Origin of the sequence: Pseudogracilibacillus sp. ICA-222130, assembly GCF_037892545.1 — a bacterium.
Taxonomy (GTDB): domain Bacteria; phylum Bacillota; class Bacilli; order Bacillales; family Amphibacillaceae; genus Pseudogracilibacillus.
On record NZ_JBBKBG010000001.1, the window covers coordinates 105822 to 124154 of the forward strand.

An 18333-nucleotide genomic window follows, 5' to 3' on the forward strand; every position below is an offset into this window, starting at 1 on the left:
GCTATTTCTCGGATTTTCTTCTATCTATGCCGATTTTACAAAACGAACAAATCCTCCTATAATCATTTTAAATACATGATAAAGGGGGAATACATTTGCTCGATATGTGGCGAAAATATGGAGTCATTGGTATTGTTATCATAGTCGTTGGTTCATTTATATTGTTGCAATTTTTTTCAAAAAAAGAAGAAGAAACATCGATGATCGTGGATCAACAAGACAATGTATTTGCGCAAAACGAAAAAGAAACGACAGTAGAAGCAGAAGAACCGCTTATCTTGTTGGTTGATATTAAAGGGGCCATCAAACATCCAGGCTTATATAAAATTAATGAAGGAGACCGTATCCAAGATGTGATTGATTTAGCAGGTGGATTAACAGAGGATGCGGATGAAAACCAAATTAATTTAGCGCAGCGGTTGCAGGATGAAATGGTTATTTATATCCCGACAATTGGAGAAGAGATTGAACATACACAGCCGAACATTTCCTCCACTAACACTCAACATGCACAAGATGGAAAGATAGCCATTAATCATGCAACGGTAGAAGAAATTCAAACATTGAATGGCATCGGCCCTAAAAAAGCGGAAACCATTATTGCCCATCGGGAGGAAAACGGACCGTTTCAAACGATTGAAGATTTACTTAATGTAAGCGGTATAGGGGAGAAAACGCTAGAAAATATACGAGATCAAATTTCTGTACCGTAAACAAACATGCTATACAGGGAGGAATACAAGGTGAACCGTTTAAATTGGGAACAATATTTTATTGCACAAGCACATATCGTTTCATTACGTAGTACATGTACAAGATTGAATGTAGGAGCAGTTATTGTAAAAGACAATCGATTGATTGCAACAGGGTACAACGGGTCTGTCGCTGATGGAATTCATTGTACGGATGAAGGCTGTTTAGAAATTGATGGTCACTGTGTACGCACCGTTCATGCGGAAGCAAATGCGTTATTACAATGTGCAAAATTCGGTGTGTCGACAAATGATACAGTTATTTATATTACACATTTCCCATGTTTACATTGTACAAAACAACTTATTCAAGCAGGAGTGAAGAAAATATATTATTCAGATGATTATCGTAACAATAAAATTGCGGAACAATTGCTTAAAGAAGCGAATATCGATTACGAAAAAATTCCATTAACAGATGTTGAAATTACTGTGAAATAAAAGGAGGCAATGGCAAACATTGTATCCTTTTCAATTTCATTTTTATATCATTGTTTTCGCCGTCATTCTCGTACCAATTAGTCTTTATTTCCAATCTTATATATTGATTATTTTATATATTAGTTGGCTTGTTTATTTATACGTGTATAGGGGCCTCAAAATCTCCATCGTTTTAACGAGTATAGGTATGATAGGTATCGCATATGCGTATCTCCCAACTATTGAACATAAGGATCCAATTGAAAATGAAAATGTGACCATACAAGGGGAAATTATTACGAAGATAGAGGAGACAGATAAAACGATTTATTTTACAGTGGAAGTAGAGGGTGAAAAAATATATACGACATATTTTAAAGAGAAAGATACATCATCCCAAATGCTATCGCACCTACAGTATGGCGCAGTTTGTCAGTTTGAAGGGGAGTTAAGCGCTCCTAAGCAAGCGACAAATCCTTATGAATTTGATTTCGCTACTTACTTAGCGAAACAAGGGATTTACAAACAATTAGTCCTTTCACCTACCGAACATTTTCATTGTAAAACGACAACCTCTTTTTTACAAAAGTTATATGAAATACGAAAAACCATCATGACAAAAATAGATATGAATGTTTCAGATGTCACGAGTGCATGGATGAAAGCCTTATTATTTGGTCATACAGCTCAAATAGACGAAGAAATAATGGACACATTCCAACGTTGGGGTCTTTCTCATATATTAGCGATATCTGGATTACATGTAGGAATTATTACAGCACTACTTTATTTCGTATTAGTTTCCATGCGTGTAACGACAAAGGAAAATGCTTTACTTATGATCGTTTGTTTTTTGCCAATTTATATATTTCTAGCAGGTGCAGAACCTTCCGTGTGGCGGGCTTCCTTAATGGTTATCGTCGTCTTGGTTATGCAACGATTTTCGTTAAACATTTTTTATGCAGATTTATTAAGTATGATTATGCTATTGTTAATTATTTTTCAACCTTACATTATCTATCACATTGGATTTCAATTTTCATTTGCAGTCACTTTTAGTTTAATTATTTCATCCCAACTATTAAAAAATACAAAAATTCGTTGGGTACAAGCACTCCAAATTAGTTTTATTGCACAGATGGCTATTTTGCCACTCCAAATTCATTACTTCTCCATATTTCAACCCTTATCTATTATAATAAATGTTCTTGTTATCCCTTATTTTACTTTATTTGTAATGCCAATATTGTTTATTCAATTACTTAGCATCATATTATTACCCGGTGTAATTACCTCATTCGTTGATACACTTTTTCGTATTGTGCATGAAAAAGTTTTAAATCTTATTACATTACTTGATACGTTTGGTCAATTTCCTTTATTTATTGGATCCATGAATATGTTCACGGTTATTTTATATTATAGTTTCTTCGTATTATTCCTCATAAGTTTAGAAAGAAAAATATGGAAAAAGGCAATGATAACAGGCTTATTATTTTGTTCCTTTTTAATTTTTCTAGCATTACGGCCATATTTTAATCCGTATGGTACTGTAACGATGTTAAATATAGGGCAAGGAGACGCTTTTGTTATTGAATTGCCATATCGAAAAGGGGTATATATGATTGATGCCGGAGCAAAATTTTCATACGAAAATATGGAGCCGACTAATTCTGTTTATAAAAATGTCATACGTCCATTTTTATATGGCAAAGGTATTCAGAAGATTGATGCTATTTTTATTAGTCATGAAGATCTTGATCATGATGGAAGTATACCGTTTATTATGGATCAATTTCACGTCCAAAAAATTATCGTATCCGAATATTTCGACATAGAAAATTCCCGTGTTGCGAGGGAGATAGATAAAATTAAGCGGATTAAAACGGGAACATCCATGGAAGAAAACGGCATAAAATGGCATATCATTGGACCTAACTTCAATAAAAATGATGCAAATGAAAATTCACTAAATATATTGGTGAGATTTGGTTCTACCACATGGTTATTTACGGGAGATATGTATATAGAAAATGAAGCAACATTGATAGAGCATTACCCTAATTTACAAATAGATGTATTGAAAGTTGCACATCATGGAAGTAAAACATCTACGAGTGATGTGCTTTTGCGCCATGTTCGACCAAAGGTAGCGCTTATTTCTGTGGGAGAAAATAATCGATATAATCATCCTGCAACAGAAGTGATCGATCGTTTAGAAGGCCATCATATAAATATATATCGGACAGATGAAGAGGGTGCAGTGGAATTTCACTATAAAGAGGATCATGCATATTTCCGAGAATTTAAGCAAACAAAATGAGGTTGGATTATTATCCAACCTCATGCAACGTATGTATGCGATTAGTTCATTTGTGCAATTACTGCTCCGAGTATATAAATAAAAATAAAGAATACAAATGAAGCGATGAAACCAGTTGCCGCATGTGGTACGTCAAGTGATTTTTCTTGTGGGTCTTTTTCAAATTCGTTCATCTTAATCCCTCCTGTTTCTCTATAAGTATAAATTATTTCGTGAAATAATTCTACTTTAGACTAAGCTATTTTTTAAAAAATTATTTATAAATTGATTGCCCTTAAATTATATCAATAAACAGGAAATTTTGCTATGATTAACCTAATGAATAAAAAGGAAAGTGTATAATATGGTAGATTTTAATGATGCATTCAAGAAACTAAAGAAAAACAATGTTCAACCAGTGTACATATTGTATGGAGAATCACAATATTTTATCGATTTATTTAAACAAAAAATTATGGATCTGTTAGAGGATGAAATACAAGAGGAAATTAATTATTATGATTTACGCGAAACAGCTATTCAAGATGTATTAGTTGATGTAGAAACAATACCATTTTTTACAGATCGAAAATTAATTATTGCGGAAAATATGAGTTTTATTACATCTAAACAAGAAAAGATGCAAGTAGAGCACGATGTCACTACACTTGAGGCGTATGTACAGCATCCCGCTAATTATTCTGTACTCATCTGTATTATTCCATTTGAAAAACTAGACGAACGTAAAAAAATAACGAAAATATTAAAAAAACATGTAGAAGTCGTTCATTGTGGACCATTAAAAGAAAAAGCACTTAGAAATTGGGTGTTATATTTAGCAAAGGAAGAACAAATAACGATGGATGCTGATGCTTGTGAGCTATTAGAGGCAGAATTTGAGACAAACTTAACTTTGTTAGCATCTGAAATAAAAAAACTTGCCTTATACGTTGGAGAAGGTGGTCATGTTACAAAGGAGATTGTTCGTAATTTAATGTCTACTTCCTTAAATCAAACGGCGCTCCAATTAGTAGATGCTGTATTAAAAAATGATTTGTATGAAGCGATACATATTTATAAAGGATTAGAAAAAATGCGCGAAGATGAAATAGGGCTACTTGCTTTATTGAGTTATCAATTTAGAATCATTTTCCAAGTGAAACTACTTGTTAATAAAGGATATCCACTACAACGAATTCAGTCAGAAGTTAACGTACATCCATATGTTGTTAAGCTTGCGCGTGAGCGAAGTAATCGCTATTCAATTCATACATTACAAAATATTATGGAGGAATTAACCAATACGGACCAAAAAATTAAAACAGGTGTAATGGATAAGGCAATCGCATTCGAAATGCTCTTATATCAATTATCCACATTAGAACAGTATGCGTAACAACTTAGTTTTATTTAGTAAAAAAGATTCCAGTTATTACTGGAATCTTTTTTATAATGAACTTATGCAGTAACATTATTAAGTTTTTTTGCTAAACGAGCTTTATGGCGTAATCCATTGTTTTTATGTACTACCCCTTTTTGAACTGCTTTATCAATGATGCGCGTAGTTGCTGAAAATGCAACTTTTGCATTTTCTACATCATTTGCCTCGATTAACTTTTCAACTTTTTTAATATTTGTACGCATATCAGATTTAATCGCTTGGTTACGATCTCTTTTTTTATTGTTTACTTCTACACGTTTAATTGCTGATTTTAAGTTAGCCATGATGTCACCTCCTATAAATAGTTTCGTTCTCACTGTATGAAATATTTATTCATCCAATTCATTCGTTGTTCCATTACGTAAAGCAACGCAATTCGACAGAAATATTTTATCAAATAACGGGCGCAATTTCAACCGTTGTACATAAAAATAAGATTTACGCTTAAACTAAGTATACATATTTGGAAATAGAAAGGGAATGGAGCATGCATAATATAAGAACGGATCTAGCTATGGAAGCAAAAGAAATGTATGTGCAAGAAACAAATGAAGAAATTGAAGGAGTAAAAATCACGGAAAAAAGTGAAAAAGGAATGAAGATTTCTACCATTCATGTAAAAGAATCTGCTGCATCTAAAATTAATAAAAAAAGTGGGACCTATATTACGGTTCATACCAAGTCAGTGATTCAATCAGATGCAAACAAACAATTAGAAACGGCAAAAATAATTAGTAAACAACTAAATGAATTATTAACTTCTCATGGGATTGAGGAAGATGCAACATGTTTAGTAATTGGATTAGGAAATTGGAATATTACTCCTGATGCATTAGGACCCATGGCAATCGATAAATTATTAGTTACGAACCATTTGTTTTTCATCGATGACGAAACACTGCACGAGGGATACCGACGAGTGGCAGCAATGTCACCTGGGGTCATGGGGACGACGGGAATGGAAACGAGTGACATCGTCTTAAGTGTCATAGAAAGATTAAAACCTGATTTCGTCATTGTCGTGGATGCATTAGCGTCTAAGTCGATTGAAAGAATTAATGAAACCATTCAAATTACGGATACAGGAATACATCCTGGTTCTGGTGTGGGGAATAAACGAAAAGAATTAAGCAAAGAGGTATTACATATCCCCGTATTTGCAATTGGTGTACCTACTGTTGTGGATGCAGTGACCATCGTACATGATACGATGAATGAAATTTTAAAAAATCTTGGACGAGAAGCAAAGGAGGAAGGGCGCCCGAAAACAGCTCTTTTACCGAATATACTTCCCATTCAACATGAAAATTTATCAGAAAGTGACCTACCAAATGAAAAGGAAAGAAAAAAATACCTTGGTATGATTGGTGCTTTATCTGATGACGAAAAACGATCGTTTTTACAGGAAATATTAACGCCTTCTGGCAAAAACTTAATTGTAACCCCAAAAGAAGTGGATCAATATATGGAAGACATGGCACATTTATTAGCACAGGCTATTAATGCATGTTTACATGAAAAAGTAAAATTAAAGAAAACAACAGATTATACAAAATAAACGTTCTAAACATCCTTACGATACATACAATGTCATATATAACAAACGCAAAAGTAAATCATATAAAATGATGGTTGTAAGGGTGATACGAATGTTTCTAAAGAAGTCTTATGAAAGAATACTCCTTTCGTTTATCATAACGATATTTTTATTTATATGCATCGGGTGGATGACGACATTTAAGTCAACAGATAAATGGTCGTCATCTTTTTTTTCGAGTTGGACAATCCATTTACAAGATTCACTTTTTATCCATTTATTTAATGCGGAAAATCAGGCTTTTGGTGTCATGATGGAAGATACAGAACGAGTTTCTGTTGCAGATACGTTGTTTCAACTTATCACGAGTGTGCAACTAGATGATATGAAATCATTCCTCTTTAAAGAAATACCTGGAATTTCTATTTACGAGAGAAATATTATCGTACAAAGTGAACAGTTAGATACACATCAATTTTTATCACATGAATCAGGACCACCATTAGAATTAATTCTCGAAGATAGGGAAGCTAATTTAAAAGAAGAGGAACAAGAAGAAATAACACCGAATACACAATCAAAAACGGTATTTTTGTATAACTCACATAATCGTGAATCATTTTTGCCACATTTAAAGGAAGAGAATCCGAATAGCGCTTACCATGACGAAGTAAATATTACAAAAATAAGTGAACGACTTCGACAACAGTTGGAAAAAAGAAATATTGGTGTGACAGTAGATGATACGGATATAACAGGGATGTTGCATAAAAAAGGATGGCAATTTTATCAATCATATGAAGCATCTAGAGAAGTTGTCGCAGACGTCATGAAGGAAAATAATCAATTACAATATTTTATCGATATTCACCGTGATAGTTTACCGAGAGATAAAACAACGAAAACGATTAACGATAAAACTTATGCGACAATACTATTTGTCGTTGGAGGAGATCATAAAGAGTACGAGAAAAATTTGTCTATTGCTACAACACTCCATAAAAAAATCGATGAAACATATCCTGGCTTAAGTAGAGGAGTAATTACGAAATCTGGTCCAGGAAACGACGGTATTTATAATCAAGATTTATCGGAAAATGCACTCCTAATTGAGCTTGGAGGTTATGAAAATACCTTTGATGAATTATATGCAACCGTAGATGTTTTTGCAGATGCGTTTAGTCAATTTTACTTTGATACAGAAAAAGTAATGAAGGAATAGGAGGAAATGACAATGAGGATTTTTTTCATTATGATCATTTGTATATTTTGTTTCGTAAGTGGGATGACGTATAAATCTGTAGATGCACAAACGGAAGAACCGACGATAGATGTCAGAGAACAACCTTTATGGAATTATGAACCGGAAGAACAAGAGACGATTGTACAAGAAAACGAACCTTTTATTTATACGATCACTAGTAAAATAGAAAAACTATTTAATTTTTTAATGACAACATTAGTAGATTTTCTTTATCAATTTGCCTCCTTATTTTTCTGATGAAAACATAGGACAGTGAAATAATATTGAAAGTAATAAAGGGTACTGATATAATCATGTAACAGATATGTAAAAATATATGCTCAATTTATTGTAGGAGTGGCAGGAAATGAAAAAACAAAAACGTAGTGTACGAAATTTTTCGATCATCGCACATATTGACCATGGAAAATCAACCTTAGCAGATCGAATTTTAGAAAATACAAAAGCATTAACTGAAAGAGAAATGTCTGATCGTTTATTAGATGCGATGGACTTAGAAAAAGAACGTGGAATTACAATAAAATTAAACGCTGTACAACTGGAATATACGAGTAAAGCTGGAGAAGACTTTATATTCCATTTAATCGATACACCTGGGCATGTCGATTTTACGTATGAAGTATCCCGTAGTTTAGCGGCGTGTGAGGGAGCTATTTTAGTGGTGGATGCGGCACAAGGAATTGAAGCCCAGACACTTGCAAACGTTTATTTAGCTTTAGATAATGATTTAGAAATTATCCCTGTCATTAATAAAATTGACTTACCAAATGCTGATCCTGAACGAGTTACTCAGGAATTGGTCGATATTGTTGGGATCAATCCTGATGATGTTATTTTAGCATCGGCAAAGGAAAATATCGGTATTGAAGATATTTTAGAGCGGGTCGTAGAAGCAGTACCAGAACCAGAGGGGAATCCAGATGACGCATTAAAAGCATTAATTTTTGACTCACTATATGATCCATACCGTGGAGTCATCGCATATGTTTGTGTGAAAGAAGGACAAATTAATGTTGGCGATAAAATAAAAATGATGGCAACAGATAAAGAATATGAAGTGTTAGAAGTCGGTGTTTTTACACCAAAAGAAGAAAAACGTAGCCATTTAACCGTCGGGGATGTAGGCTATATGGCGGCAGCAATTAAAAATGTGAAAGATACACGTGTTGGAGATACGATTACAAATGCAATAAACGGAGCAACAGAACCGCTACCAGGGTATCGTAAATTAAATCCAATGGTTTTCTGTGGTTTATATCCTGTTAACTCGGAAGATTATAATCCGTTACGTGATGCATTAGAACGATTAGAATTAAATGACTCTGCATTACAATACGAAGCTGAAACATCTCAAGCATTAGGTTTTGGATTTCGAACTGGATTTTTAGGTTTACTTCATATGGAAATTATCCAAGAAAGAATTGAAAGAGAATTTAACATTGATTTAATTACAACAGCACCAAGTGTTATTTACGAAGTTCATAAAACAGATGGGGAAGTTTTACGTATCGATAACCCAGCCCAAATGCCGGAGCCAACTGAAATTGAACAAATTTTAGAGCCGTATGTAAAAGCAACGATCATGGTTCCAAACGACTTTGTTGGTCCGGTGATGGAGATTTGTCAACGAAAACGTGGGTCATTCGTTGATATGCAATATTTAGATGATGTTCGTGTCAATGTCGTATATGAAATACCACTGTCTGAAATTGTTTTTGATTTCTTTGATCAATTGAAATCACATACAAAAGGGTATGCGTCATTAGATTATGAATATATTGAGAATCGAGCATCTGATTTAGTGAAAATGGATATTTTATTACACGGTGAAGCAATTGATGCATTGTCCGTTATTATTCATAAAGACTTTGCCCAAAGTCGTGGCCGTCAAATTGCGGAAAAACTACGTGAATTAATTCCAAGACAACAGTTCGAAGTTCCTGTTCAAGCGGCGATTGGAAACCATATTATTGCCAGAACAAATATTAAAGCTGTACGTAAAGATGTAACAGCGAAGCTATATGGTGGGGACGTTTCACGTAAGAAAAAGTTACTAGAGAAACAAAAAGAAGGTAAGAAGCGAATGAAGATGGTTGGCTCTGTTGAAATTCCGCAGGAGGCCTTCATGAGTGTATTACAATTGAATGATAATTAATCATAGAAAAGACGAAGTAGATGATGGTAATCCAGTCATCTACTTTTTTATAAAAAAGAGTCAACATAATTGACAATGAAAATGAGATTTGATAATTTATAATTAGCATTAGCACTCACATCGATCGAGTGCTAACAGAGGTGATAAACATGTTAACAGAAAGACAGTTGCTCATCTTACAAACAATTATCGATAATTTTATTGATACGGCGCACCCAATTGGATCTCGTGCTTTATCAAAAGATGAATCGATTCAACTTAGTTCTGCAACCATTCGAAATGTGATGGCAGACTTAGAAGATATGGCATTACTCGAAAAAACACATTCTTCATCTGGAAGAATCCCTTCTGAAAAAGGGTATCGGTATTATGTCGACCATATAATTACACCAAAAATGAAACAAAAAGAATTAAATATTATTAAACATGTCATGCAAAATAAAATGGTCGATTTTGAACAAATTGTTCAATTATCTGCTGATTTATTATCACAGTTAACAAACTACACGACAGTCATTCTTGGTCCAAATGATATGGATGCAACATTAAAACAAGTACAATTAGTTAAAATCTCTGATACGACTGCTGTTGCCATTTTAGTGACGAATACCGGGCATGTGGAACATAAATCATTCACTGTTCCGAGCACGATTTCCATGTCTGAATTAGAAAAGCTCATGAATATTTTAAATGATCGTTTACAAAATGTTCCACTCGTCCAATTACCATATACATTACAATCAGAAGTTTATGCATTAATGGAAAAACATATCCACAATTATGAAGTAATGTATGATTATATTCAGTCTGTTTTAACTTATGACGATAGTACAAAAATTTACGTCGGCGGACAATCAAACATCCTGATGCAACCGGAGTTTAAAGATGTTGAAAAAATTTACGATTTTTACACCATGTTGGAAAATGAACAACTAATGATTGATTTATTATCGAAACAATCAGAAGGTATTCAAGCATCGATTGGAAATGAAAATGAACATGAAGCAATTAAACACTTCAGTTTGATCACGTCTTCGTATAAATTAAATGACAATCAAACTGGGAAAATTGCATTAATAGGTCCAACGAGGATGGAGTATCGTAAGGTATTTTCATTAATGCAAGCATTGTCAGATGAAATAAGCGAAATTTTTTACCCACATAGTAATGAGTAGCTGACATATAAAAGAATGACCATTATAGTTTATTTTGTATAAAATTCATGTTATTGTGTAACGTGGTAATGGATATTACGGAGGTGTACGTTTTGGAAGAAACGAAAGAGCAAAACGTTACGAATGAAGATATCGATGAAACAAATATCGATGAGAATCAGGACGTAACAGAGGAAGATCATGAGGCGAATGCTGAAAAAAGTGAAGAGATCAATATAGAAGAAGTGTTACAAGAAAATGAACAGTTGAAACAAGAAACAGCCCAATTAAAAGACCGTATGCTTCGTATTCAAGCAGAGTATGATAACTTTAAACGTCGTACGAACGAAGAAAGACTAGCGGAAAGAAAATATCAATCCGAAAAATTAGCGACAGCCCTTTTATCTGTATTAGATAATTTCGAACGTGCATTACAAGTAGAAATTACGGAGGAAAACAAAGGGTTGATGGATGGGATGCAAATGATTTACAACCAATTTGCAGAAGCATTGCAATCAGAAGAGGTTACAGCAATTAATGCAGTGAATGAACCATTTGACCCGAATATTCATCAAGCAGTAATGCAAGTAGAAGATGGATCAGTAGCATCAAATATTGTTGTAGAAGAATTGCAAAAAGGTTATATGTTAAAAGATAAAGTAATTCGTCCAGCAATGGTAAAAGTTAATAAATAGTTTAAAGAAGAAGGAGAATAAATGATGAGTAAAATTATTGGTATTGACTTAGGAACAACAAATTCATGTGTAACAGTAATGGAAGGTGGAGAACCAGTTGTTATTCCTAACCCAGAAGGAAATAGAACAACACCATCTGTTATTTCATTTAAAAATGGCGAAAGACAAGTAGGAAATGTTGCAAAAAACCAAGCAATTACAAACCCAAACACTATTCAATCTATCAAACGTCATATGGGTACTGATTACAAAGTAACCATTGAAGACAAAGATTATACGCCACAAGAAGTATCGGCTATTTTATTACAACATTTAAAAGAGTATGCAGAAAGTTATATTGGTGAAGAAGTATCAAAAGCTGTTATTACAGTTCCAGCATACTTTAACGATGCGGAGCGTCAAGCTACTCGTGATGCAGGTATTATCGCTGGCCTTGAGGTGGAAAGAATTATTAACGAACCAACTGCTGCAGCTCTTGCATACGGTATGGACAAAGAAGACGACCAAACTATTTTAGTATATGACTTAGGTGGAGGTACATTTGACGTATCAATCTTAGACATCGGTGATGGTACATTCGAAGTTATCTCAACAGCTGGGGATAACCGTCTTGGTGGGGATGACTTTGACAAAAAAATCATCGACTATATGGTAGAAGAATTCCGTAAAGAAAATAGCATTGATTTATCACAAGATAAAATGGCAATACAGCGTCTAAAAGATGCAGCTGAAAAAGCGAAAAAGGATTTATCAGGTGTATCACAAACTCAAATTTCTTTACCGTTCATTACGGCTGGAGAAGCTGGACCATTACATTTAGAAATGACATTAACTCGTGCAAAATTTGATGAGTTAACATCAGATTTAGTAGAGAAAACAATGGTTCCTGTACGTAAAGCGTTACAAGATGCGGATTTCTCTGCATCAGATATTGATAAAGTAATTTTAGTTGGTGGATCTACTCGTATTCCAGCTGTTCAAGAAGCAATTAAGAACGAAACTGGTAAAGAACCATCAAAAGGAGTAAACCCTGATGAAGTAGTTGCTTTAGGGGCAGCAATTCAAGGTGGAGTATTACAAGGTGATGTAAAAGACGTATTATTATTAGATGTAACACCATTATCTCTAGGGATTGAAACGATGGGTGGCGTTACGACAAAATTAATCGAACGTAATACAACGATTCCAACAAGTGAATCACAAATATTCTCAACTGCTGCAGATAACCAAACAGCTGTAGATATTCACGTATTACAAGGGGAACGTGAAATGGCTGCAGATAACAAAACATTAGGCCGTTTCCAATTAACAGATATTCCAGCAGCACCACGTGGAATTCCCCAAATCGAAGTATCATTTGACATTGACGCAAATGGTATTGTAAACGTACGTGCAAAAGATTTAGGAACAAATAAAGAACAATCGATTACAATCAAATCTTCTTCAGGTTTATCGGATGAAGAAATCGATCAAATGGTAAAAGACGCGGAAGAAAATGCGGAGGCGGACAAAAAACGTCGCGAAGAAATCGATCTACGTAATGAAGCTGACCAAGCTGTGTTTATGACAGAAAAAACATTAAAAGACTTAGGTGAAAATGTTTCTGATGATGAAAAAGCAAAGGCAGAACAATTAAAAGAGGAACTTAAAACTGCTTTAGAAGGCGACGATATAGACGAGATTAAAGCGAAAAAAGAAGCACTTGAGGCAGAAGTTCAACAGTTAGCTACAAAATTATATGAACAAGCAGCACAAGCACAACAACAAGCAGGTGCAGACGGGGATGCAGCTGGATCAGATGATGTAGTAGATGCAGATTTTGAAGAAGTGGACGATGAAAAGAAATAAATATATAGAAACAAAAGGTCAAAGTCAGGATTTCTTGGCTTTGACTTTTTTTAAGAGACTCATTTGCTATGGCAATGACATTAATGGTATTATAAATAAGATTGAGATCGTTTCAGGAGAGTGAATATTTTGAGTAAACGAGATTATTATGAAGTATTAGGTGTCTCGAAAGACGCAAGTAAAGAAGAAATTAGAAAAGCATACCGCAAATTAGCGCGTAAATATCACCCAGATGTGAACAAGGAAGACGACGCTGAGAAAAAGTTTAAAGAAGCTAAAGAAGCATATGAAGTACTTTATGACGAACAAAAACGTGCACAATATGATCAATTTGGTCATGCAAGCCAACAACAAGGCTTCGGTGGTGGTGGAGGCTTTGGTGGCTTCGGTGGCATGGATGATATTTTTGATATGTTCTTCGGTGGTGGTGGAAGAAGAGATCCAAATGCACCACAACAAGGAGCAGATTTACAATATACGATGGAATTAACATTTGAAGAAGCAATTTTTGGAAAGGAAACGGAAATTACTATTCCGAAAGAAGAAAATTGTGAAACATGTAATGGATCAGGTGCAAAACCTGGTACAAATCCTACAACATGTTCGAATTGTCATGGATCTGGACATGTAACTGTGGAACAAAATACACCATTTGGCCGTGTACAAAGTCAGAGAACATGTAATCATTGCTTAGGAAAAGGAAAAATTATTACAGATAAATGTACGACTTGCCGTGGTGCTGGAAAAGTGAAGAAAAACAGTACGATTAAAGTCACCATCCCAGCTGGGATCGATGAAGGACAACAAATTCGTTTATCTGGAAAAGGAGAACCAGGCAAAAATGGTGGTCCTGCCGGAGACTTATTCGTTGTTGTTCATGTGCAACCACATGAATTTTTCCAACGTGAAGGGGATAATATTTTCTTAGAATTACCAATCACTTTTGCCCAAGCAGCATTAGGAGATGAAATTGAAGTTCCGACCGTACATGGTGCTGTCAACATTAAAGTGCCTGCTGGAACACAAACTGGAAAAACATTCCGCTTACGTGGAAAAGGGGCACCGAACGTTCGAGGTTATGGCCATGGAGATCAACATGTTAAAGTCCGTGTCGTAACACCGACTAAATTAACATCTCGTCAAAAAGAGTTATTAAAGGAATTTAATCAACTGGATGACAATACACCAATATCGGAAGAAGAGGACACCATCTTTAAACGTTTTAAAAAAGCTTTTAAAGGGGAATAGTCGACTTTTATTCGAAGAAAAGAGTGACTTGAAATGGATTGGAAAGAATTTGTCTATCATACTACAAACGAAGCGATAGAGCCTGTATCAAACGTCTTAAATAATGAAGGTGCAAACGGTGTAGTTATCGTTGACCCACATGTTTTAACAAGGGAGAAACGTGCATTTTATGGAGAATTATATGCATTAAATGAAAATATGTTCCCGAAAGAAGGCGTATTTATTAAAGCATATTTTGTCGCAAATGATCAATGGGAAGCGAAAAAAGAATCGTTAGTGAAAAAAATTCGCCAACTGGCTCAGTATGAGATTGATTTAGGTTTAGATGATGTATTTGTGCATGACGTAAAAGAAGAAGATTGGGAAAATGAATGGAAAAAATATTTTACATCTTTGCCTATTACGGATACATTAACGATTGTGCCAAGTTGGGAAGATTACACGAAAAAGAATGAAAACGAACAAATCATTTCTATTGATCCTGGTATGGCATTTGGTACAGGAACACATCCGACAACGGTTTTAAGTATGCAAGCAATTGAAAAAACGATTACACCAGGTGATATTATATTGGATGTTGGTTCTGGTTCTGGTGTATTATCTATCGGTGCTGTTTTATTAGGGGCAGAGCATGTATATGCATATGACCTAGATGAAGTAGCAGTGCACAGTACTAAAATGAATCGTGATTTAAATCATTTCCAACATAAAATTACCGTCAAACAAAATGATTTATTGAAAAATGTATCGCAAACCGCTGATATCATTGTATCAAACATATTAGCTGATATTTTATTATTGCTAATCGATGATGCATGGGATAATTTAAAAGATGGTGGACTTTTCATTACATCTGGAATTATTCAATCAAAAGAAAGAATGGTATGCGAAGCAATGGAGCAAAAAGGATTTACAATAATCGAGAAAAATGAACAGAACAATTGGGTAAGTTTCATCGCCAAAAAAGGTTAAGAAACGTCTCTGAGCAGTGAAACAGTAGCTCTTGTTGGATGACGTCTGTTATACATTGCTGCTAAAAATGCTTATGGTAAATGGCTAACGAAGCCTAATATAATTCTCATATATCTTTTTAATTATTGATACAAAAAAGTAGGTGTTTTGATGCAACGATATTTTATCATAGAAAATGATATAAACGATGATCAAACTGTTACTATTTCGAATGAAGATGCCCACCATATTATAAACGTAATGCGCATGCAAAGCGGAGATGAAGTTATTTTAAGTTTCCCATCAGATGAAAGTTTTATCGCGATGATTTCTGAAATCCAAGATGGATCTGTCACATTTGAAATGAAAGAGAAAATGATGGAAGAAAAAGCTTTACCTGTATCTGTTACAATCGCACAAGGATTACCGAAAGGCTCCAAATTAGAACTCATCGTACAAAAAGGAACTGAATTAGGTGCAGATAAATTTGAAATTATTCAAATGGATCGTTCTGTTGCAAAATGGGATCAGAAAGCTACGAATAAAAAACTTCCACGATATGAAAAAATTATAAAGGAAGCAAGTGAACAATCACATCGCACATCCATTCCTAAAATAGATGGAATCCGAACTTTAGATGCCATGTTACAAGATGCGTCCATCTATGATCATATTCTTTTTGCTTATGAAGAAGAAGCAAAAACGGAAGAGTATCATTCGTTTTACGTAGCATTAAAACATATTAAAAAAGCAGACCGTGTACTATTGTTTATCGGTCCAGAAGGTGGCTTTTCAAAGCGAGAAGTAGAGCAATTAAAATCATATGGAGCACATGCGGTTCGTTTAGGAAAGCGTATTTTACGAACGGAAACAGCTTCATTATATGCATTAAGTGCATTGTCATTTTATTTTGAAGAATTAGAAGCACAATAAATGGTGTTGGTGGAGAAAAAATGATCCACTGGCACCATTTTTTCTGCTTGAAATTAGAAACGATTGCTGCAAAATTACCAATGTGTATAAAGTGATTTTAATCGAGTTACTAACTTTATTTGGTAAAGCCCTGTTTTATAGTATTTCTACATGATTCGTCTATGTTATAATAAATGTATAATTTATATATGGTTAGGGGTTAAATGTCGTGGTAATTAATCGTACAGAAATTGAAATAAGATATCAGGAAACAGATCAAATGGGTGTCGTCTATCATGCTAATTATTTAGTTTGGTTTGAAATCGGACGAACAAAACTAATTGAACAACTAGGATTTAAGTATGCGGAAATGGAACAAGATGGGGTCGTTTCACCAGTCATCGATTTACAAATTACATATAAAAAACCTGCTCGATATGGCAATACAGTCATTATTGAAACATGGCTAGAGAAGTATGACGGCATTCGTACGACTTATAAATATCGTGTTGTAGACGAAAAAGGCGATGTGTATGTAACAGGAGCTTCAGATCATGTCATTGTAGATCATAAAACATTCCGTCCGCTTCGATTACGTAAAGTACATCCTAAATGGCATGAAGCATATCAACGTTTAGTAAGTAAAGAGGGATAAAAGTGGCTTTTGGGATTAAACGAAAAGAACTCATATTATGGAAAGAGAAAGTGAAGAATGGTGAAATTGCTTTTCTTACACATTATTGGGAAGATCCTCGTTTCCCTACCGCAACATCCGTTACAAAAGTGGGTTGTAATGATATCGACCGCTTAATTCATTGGGGTCAACAATATGGACTTAAAAAAGAATGGATCCATTTCACATCATACCCACATTTTGATTTATTTGAAGAGAGACAGCGCGAGATTTTATATAAGGAAAAAATGTTCGGTCATATCCGTCGCTTTAACTTATAAATCTCATATATTGTATAAGGAAGACGTAAGTAGCGATGCCCCATAGCAAGTTAGAAATCCAATCGTATCCCTATAGCATAATAAGTGAAATAAGATCGAGCAGAATTATAGTACGATAAAATAAAACCACAATTTACAAATACGTAAATTGTGGTTCTTCTAATTGTTCATCATATGTGACATGAAGATCTTTTCCATCAAAATACCAAGCATCTTCTTCTGAGACAAAAAATGTAATCCCATCGACAACAACAGATACATGTGGCTGATTTTCTTCTTCCACTTTTACACCGATTGAAAATCCGGGAACGAGTCCACCAACACCACCATATCGAACGAAAAATCGAATTGTCATCCCTTCGTCTACTAATAATTCTTCCTTATACCATTGAACTGCTTTTTTTGTGACATGTAATTCCAATGAAAACAACTCCTAGCTATGTGAATTATTCTTTTCCTCTTTTTCTGGTACAAAATCAATTCCACCAGGATGAAATGGGTGACATTTTAAAATACGTTTTATAGTTAAATAAGTACCTTTCCATGCACCAAATCTTTCATATGCTTGTAAACTATAATGTGAACAAGTAGGATAAAATCGACAGGTTGGTGGCTTAATAGGACTTATAAACTTTTGATAAAATCGAACAATTCCCATGAATAAATGTTTCATCATGTTTCATAGACATCCTTTACAAAG

Annotated in this window: 20 protein-coding genes; 16 read left to right on the forward strand and 4 right to left on the reverse strand. The window is 34.3% G+C overall.

Features of this window, described 5'->3' with window-relative positions:
* The first annotated feature begins 104 nt into the window (after nt 1–104).
* The 3 genes from WKT09_RS00530 to WKT09_RS00540 all read left to right on the forward strand — a co-directional run bounded on the left by WKT09_RS00530 (nt 105) and on the right by WKT09_RS00540 (nt 3495).
* Nucleotides 105–713 carry a helix-hairpin-helix domain-containing protein gene (locus tag WKT09_RS00530; RefSeq protein ID WP_340414308.1) on the forward strand — a complete coding sequence of 203 codons (609 nt, stop codon included), beginning with the start codon at nt 105–107 and terminating at the stop codon, nt 711–713.
* A 30-nt stretch (nt 714–743) separates the two neighbouring features.
* Entirely contained in the window at nt 744–1193 is a 450-nt protein-coding gene (locus tag WKT09_RS00535) for a ComE operon protein 2 (protein WP_340414165.1), read from the forward strand.
* 103 nt (nt 1194–1296) lie between these two features.
* Nucleotides 1297–3495 (forward strand): DNA internalization-related competence protein ComEC/Rec2, encoded by a 2199-nt coding sequence (locus tag WKT09_RS00540; protein ID WP_340414309.1) that lies wholly within the window; start codon nt 1297–1299, stop codon nt 3493–3495.
* Between the two features lie 41 nt (nt 3496–3536).
* Here the strand turns inward: WKT09_RS00540 and WKT09_RS00545 are convergent, their stop codons facing one another.
* Nucleotides 3537–3668 (reverse strand): YqzM family protein, encoded by a 132-nt coding sequence (locus tag WKT09_RS00545; RefSeq protein WP_340414166.1) that lies wholly within the window; start codon nt 3666–3668, stop codon nt 3537–3539.
* Between the two features lie 170 nt (nt 3669–3838).
* On the opposite strand from WKT09_RS00545, the gene holA reads away from it, so the two are divergent.
* Entirely contained in the window at nt 3839–4870 is a 1032-nt protein-coding gene (gene holA, locus WKT09_RS00550; RefSeq protein WP_340414167.1) for a DNA polymerase III subunit delta, read from the forward strand.
* Between the two features lie 62 nt (nt 4871–4932).
* On the opposite strand, the gene rpsT is transcribed toward holA, so the two are convergent.
* Nucleotides 4933–5199 (reverse strand): 30S ribosomal protein S20, encoded by a 267-nt coding sequence (gene rpsT, locus WKT09_RS00555; RefSeq protein ID WP_340414168.1) that lies wholly within the window; start codon nt 5197–5199, stop codon nt 4933–4935.
* 185 nt (nt 5200–5384) lie between these two features.
* Here rpsT and gpr point away from each other — a divergent pair, with 185 nt between their 5' ends.
* From gpr to WKT09_RS00615, 12 genes are all read left to right on the forward strand, one after another.
* On the forward strand, nt 5385–6473 hold the full coding sequence (gpr, locus tag WKT09_RS00560; RefSeq protein ID WP_445323958.1) for a GPR endopeptidase: 1089 nt from the start codon (nt 5385–5387) through the stop codon (nt 6471–6473).
* Between the two features lie 169 nt (nt 6474–6642).
* Entirely contained in the window at nt 6643–7674 is a 1032-nt protein-coding gene (gene spoIIP / locus WKT09_RS00565; RefSeq protein ID WP_340414170.1) for a stage II sporulation protein P, read from the forward strand.
* Nucleotides 7675–7686: 12 nt separating this feature from the next.
* Nucleotides 7687–7953 (forward strand): hypothetical protein, encoded by a 267-nt coding sequence (locus WKT09_RS00570; protein ID WP_340414171.1) that lies wholly within the window; start codon nt 7687–7689, stop codon nt 7951–7953.
* 109 nt (nt 7954–8062) lie between these two features.
* Nucleotides 8063–9871 carry a translation elongation factor 4 gene (gene lepA, locus WKT09_RS00575; RefSeq protein ID WP_340414172.1) on the forward strand — a complete coding sequence of 603 codons (1809 nt, stop codon included), beginning with the start codon at nt 8063–8065 and terminating at the stop codon, nt 9869–9871.
* 149 nt (nt 9872–10020) lie between these two features.
* On the forward strand, nt 10021–11046 hold the full coding sequence (gene hrcA / locus WKT09_RS00580; RefSeq protein WP_340414173.1) for a heat-inducible transcriptional repressor HrcA: 1026 nt from the start codon (nt 10021–10023) through the stop codon (nt 11044–11046).
* An 83-nt stretch (nt 11047–11129) separates the two neighbouring features.
* A complete protein-coding gene (gene grpE, locus WKT09_RS00585) occupies nt 11130–11720 on the forward strand; it encodes a nucleotide exchange factor GrpE (protein ID WP_340414310.1) in 591 nt (196 codons plus the stop codon).
* Nucleotides 11721–11744: 24 nt separating this feature from the next.
* Nucleotides 11745–13568, forward strand: a complete 1824-nt coding sequence (gene dnaK, locus WKT09_RS00590) for a molecular chaperone DnaK (protein WP_340414174.1) — start codon at nt 11745–11747, stop codon at nt 13566–13568.
* A 129-nt stretch (nt 13569–13697) separates the two neighbouring features.
* Nucleotides 13698–14816 carry a molecular chaperone DnaJ gene (gene dnaJ, locus WKT09_RS00595; RefSeq protein WP_340414175.1) on the forward strand — a complete coding sequence of 373 codons (1119 nt, stop codon included), beginning with the start codon at nt 13698–13700 and terminating at the stop codon, nt 14814–14816.
* Between the two features lie 33 nt (nt 14817–14849).
* On the forward strand, nt 14850–15788 hold the full coding sequence (gene prmA, locus WKT09_RS00600; RefSeq protein WP_340414176.1) for a 50S ribosomal protein L11 methyltransferase: 939 nt from the start codon (nt 14850–14852) through the stop codon (nt 15786–15788).
* A gap of 150 nt (nt 15789–15938) precedes the next feature.
* Nucleotides 15939–16700, forward strand: coding sequence for a 16S rRNA (uracil(1498)-N(3))-methyltransferase (locus tag WKT09_RS00605; protein ID WP_336266920.1), 762 nt, complete (start codon nt 15939–15941; stop codon nt 16698–16700).
* Nucleotides 16701–16908: 208 nt separating this feature from the next.
* Nucleotides 16909–17334: an acyl-CoA thioesterase gene (locus WKT09_RS00610; RefSeq protein WP_336266921.1), complete on the forward strand. Its 426-nt coding sequence runs from the start codon at nt 16909–16911 to the stop codon at nt 17332–17334.
* Nucleotides 17335–17336: 2 nt separating this feature from the next.
* Nucleotides 17337–17633: a hypothetical protein gene (locus WKT09_RS00615; protein ID WP_336266922.1), complete on the forward strand. Its 297-nt coding sequence runs from the start codon at nt 17337–17339 to the stop codon at nt 17631–17633.
* A 133-nt stretch (nt 17634–17766) separates the two neighbouring features.
* Here WKT09_RS00615 and WKT09_RS00620 read toward each other — a convergent pair whose 3' ends face one another.
* Nucleotides 17767–18054 carry a HesB/YadR/YfhF family protein gene (locus tag WKT09_RS00620; protein ID WP_336266923.1) on the reverse strand — a complete coding sequence of 96 codons (288 nt, stop codon included), beginning with the start codon at nt 18052–18054 and terminating at the stop codon, nt 17767–17769.
* Nucleotides 18055–18066: 12 nt separating this feature from the next.
* Nucleotides 18067–18306: a membrane protein insertion efficiency factor YidD gene (gene yidD / locus WKT09_RS00625; RefSeq protein WP_336267045.1), complete on the reverse strand. Its 240-nt coding sequence runs from the start codon at nt 18304–18306 to the stop codon at nt 18067–18069.
* Nucleotides 18307–18333 lie beyond the last annotated feature (27 nt).

What these genes read in the sequence shown, in the direction of transcription:
- WKT09_RS00530 (WP_340414308.1), top strand. Translation starts at nt 105, where the DNA reads ATGTGGCGAAAATATGGAGTCATTGGTATTGTTATCATAGTCGTTGGT.
- WKT09_RS00545 (WP_340414166.1), bottom strand. Translation starts at nt 3,668, where the DNA reads ATGAACGAATTTGAAAAAGACCCACAAGAAAAATCACTTGACGTACCA.
- holA (WP_340414167.1), top strand. Translation starts at nt 3,839, where the DNA reads ATGGTAGATTTTAATGATGCATTCAAGAAACTAAAGAAAAACAATGTT.
- rpsT (WP_340414168.1), bottom strand. Translation starts at nt 5,199, where the DNA reads ATGGCTAACTTAAAATCAGCAATTAAACGTGTAGAAGTAAACAATAAA.
- spoIIP (WP_340414170.1), top strand. Translation starts at nt 6,643, where the DNA reads ATGACGACATTTAAGTCAACAGATAAATGGTCGTCATCTTTTTTTTCG.
- WKT09_RS00570 (WP_340414171.1), top strand. Translation starts at nt 7,687, where the DNA reads ATGAGGATTTTTTTCATTATGATCATTTGTATATTTTGTTTCGTAAGT.
- lepA (WP_340414172.1), top strand. Translation starts at nt 8,063, where the DNA reads ATGAAAAAACAAAAACGTAGTGTACGAAATTTTTCGATCATCGCACAT.
- hrcA (WP_340414173.1), top strand. Translation starts at nt 10,021, where the DNA reads ATGTTAACAGAAAGACAGTTGCTCATCTTACAAACAATTATCGATAAT.
- dnaK (WP_340414174.1), top strand. Translation starts at nt 11,745, where the DNA reads ATGAGTAAAATTATTGGTATTGACTTAGGAACAACAAATTCATGTGTA.
- prmA (WP_340414176.1), top strand. Translation starts at nt 14,850, where the DNA reads ATGGATTGGAAAGAATTTGTCTATCATACTACAAACGAAGCGATAGAG.
- WKT09_RS00605 (WP_336266920.1), top strand. Translation starts at nt 15,939, where the DNA reads ATGCAACGATATTTTATCATAGAAAATGATATAAACGATGATCAAACT.
- yidD (WP_336267045.1), bottom strand. Translation starts at nt 18,306, where the DNA reads ATGAAACATTTATTCATGGGAATTGTTCGATTTTATCAAAAGTTTATA.